Annotated in this window: 4 protein-coding genes and 1 pseudogene; 3 read left to right on the top strand and 2 right to left on the bottom strand. The window is 37.3% G+C overall.

Annotation, left to right across the window (positions count from 1 at the left end; all coding sequences use genetic code 11):
* On the bottom strand, nt 1-102 hold a 102-nt coding region (locus F6K54_RS34610), incomplete at its 3' end, for a helix-turn-helix domain-containing protein (protein ID WP_293088167.1).
* A complete protein-coding gene (locus F6K54_RS34605) occupies nt 86-433 on the bottom strand; it encodes a recombinase family protein (RefSeq protein ID WP_293088165.1) in 348 nt (115 codons plus the stop codon). The genes F6K54_RS34605 and F6K54_RS34610, both read right to left, overlap by 17 nt.
* Nucleotides 434-996: 563 nt before the next feature.
* Here F6K54_RS34605 and F6K54_RS34600 point away from each other — a divergent pair.
* The 3 genes and pseudogenes from F6K54_RS34600 to F6K54_RS34590 form a co-directional block, all read left to right on the top strand.
* Nucleotides 997-1134, top strand: a complete 138-nt coding sequence (locus F6K54_RS34600) for a hypothetical protein (RefSeq protein ID WP_293088164.1) — start codon at nt 997-999, stop codon at nt 1132-1134.
* A gap of 450 nt (nt 1135-1584) precedes the next feature.
* Nucleotides 1585-1716, top strand: coding sequence for a hypothetical protein (locus F6K54_RS34595; RefSeq protein ID WP_293088162.1), 132 nt, complete (start codon nt 1585-1587; stop codon nt 1714-1716).
* A gap of 12 nt (nt 1717-1728) precedes the next feature.
* Nucleotides 1729-1910: pseudogene (locus F6K54_RS34590) on the top strand (hypothetical protein); the annotation flags it as partial.

Genomic DNA, 1910 nt, shown 5'->3' with positions numbered 1-1910 from the left:
GGTATCAGGTTGCTGAAGATATTCAACGGTTCGGTTATAGGTAAACCTAGCCACACCTATCCATTGTCTGAGTAGTTGCCTTTGTTCACAATTTAGGTATATCCGAATCTTCTTTGATTTTTTGCTTATACTTTCTAAGTCCGTGGACTCGAACCGAAAAAATGTGGATGATGGAGAGAACATCGGCGACCATTTCTGATTCTGGACAGTATACAGTTTGCCCTTGAACCAGGATTTTTCCACCGTTTTGTTCGACCAAATACTGTATAAGCTCGAATCCAAATCTGGTAAGTCTGTTCCTACAGGTAACAATAATTGTGAGCTGATCTCCTCGCAATAGTCTGTCCAGTATGGCTCTAAGACCTTTTCGTTTGAAGTTGAGTCCACTGCCAATGTCTTTGATAACTTCTGCTTCTGGGTACTGGTTTTGCATGAACTCAACTTGTCTATTGAGGTCATCTTTTTGTTTTGCTGATGAGACTCGGCACTAGCAAATAAGGGAAGCTCTAGTTGCACCCCTGATGTAAGATTGTGTGTTATACAATCTTTGCCCGGCAACGTTATTGATAATTTCGATTTTGCCTTCATCTGCATATTTGCGTGTCGGTATTTAGGATGCAAGCCAAGTATTTCTACGGCTTTCTGGGGTGGAACATAACCCAATAATGCTATATTAACATATAGGAGCTTATGTGAACAAATATTAGCAAATTAAGAATAGTTAGTCAACCTCTTTATTTTACTTAAAGAGGTCTATTGTTTTTTTTAACTTCCATTTGCGATCATTATTGTTGTCACAAGCATTACCCCAAAGCTCATTAGCAACAAAACAATTCCTAGAGATATTGATTGGCCAAGATGTAATGATGATTTTGATGCTCTCATAATTTTTATCACAGTTTTTTAAATTGATGTATTCAGCATAGCAAGTGTTGTAAAAATTCGAGGCAAATATTAATATTTTGTGATTAAACGTATATTTTCTTTATATATATCATGAGGGACGATATTATAAAACGCATTTCTCAGATTAGAAATATTCCCTCTCTGGCAACTATTATTTACGTTCGCGGAATGTGGTGTCAGCCATATCGCTCTGTTCTTAATTCCTTTGGTTGGTCTTGGCAACTATAAATCATTGCCTACCCCATCATATTGAGTGGATACTAATTTATCACAAAGATTGCGAAAGATTGCGATGCTTTAACTTGCGATCGCCATTTCATACAAGCTAGTTTTCAAGCTTTTACGAGCTGTTTTTATGTATTTCTGTTCCAGATATAAAATCCTCTCTTTCTTGTCTGATAATATAACCTGTTTCTGTTGCCATATCTGCGATTTTGATGCAAAAGTCAGTTATATCATGTTCGGTTGAATACTTATAATATCTGTGGTTCGAAGGCAGGAGGCAGGAGGTAGCTATGCTGAAGGGAAAGAGCAAGGTTAGATCGCAGTTGGTTTTTTATAACTGATTATCCGCAATTCGCAGCTCCCCTGGAAGGGGAACATGATATTAAAGCTTCTAAGACTTCTTTGCGGTCTAATTGAAATTGCTTGTAACTGCTATCTAGAGAAAAGTTTTTATTGCTATCCGATAGTTTAATACTTGATGGGGCAGCAGTACAAGTCCACTGGTACAGAAACCGCAAAACTTGTCAAGACGTTGAGTTTAAATTCAAACGAGAATATCCCAAAGCAGCACCAAGAAATCAATAAGGAAAACCCACTATGAAAATTCGTTGTATCGCCAACACTGGCACATCTCTTCCAGAAAATTATCTTTATCCTGCGGTTAACCGAACCACAGAAACAGTCTTTCGATTAACAGTAGGCAAAGAATATGTTGTTTATGCTATTGATGAAGCAGAAGGAAATGTTTGGTACTACATTTGCGACGATAATTTTATCTA

Source organism: Okeania sp. SIO3B5, from assembly GCF_010692555.1.
In the GTDB taxonomy this organism is placed as follows: Bacteria; Cyanobacteriota; Cyanobacteriia; order Cyanobacteriales; family Microcoleaceae; genus Okeania.
This window is presented reverse-complemented; position numbering and strand designations above follow the sequence as displayed.

Excerpts from the sequence above, each read along its gene's own strand:
- F6K54_RS34605 (WP_293088165.1), bottom strand. The coding sequence starts at position 433 with ATGCAAAACCAGTACCCAGAAGCAGAAGTTATCAAAGACATTGGCAGT.
- F6K54_RS34600 (WP_293088164.1), top strand. The coding sequence starts at position 997 with ATGAGGGACGATATTATAAAACGCATTTCTCAGATTAGAAATATTCCC.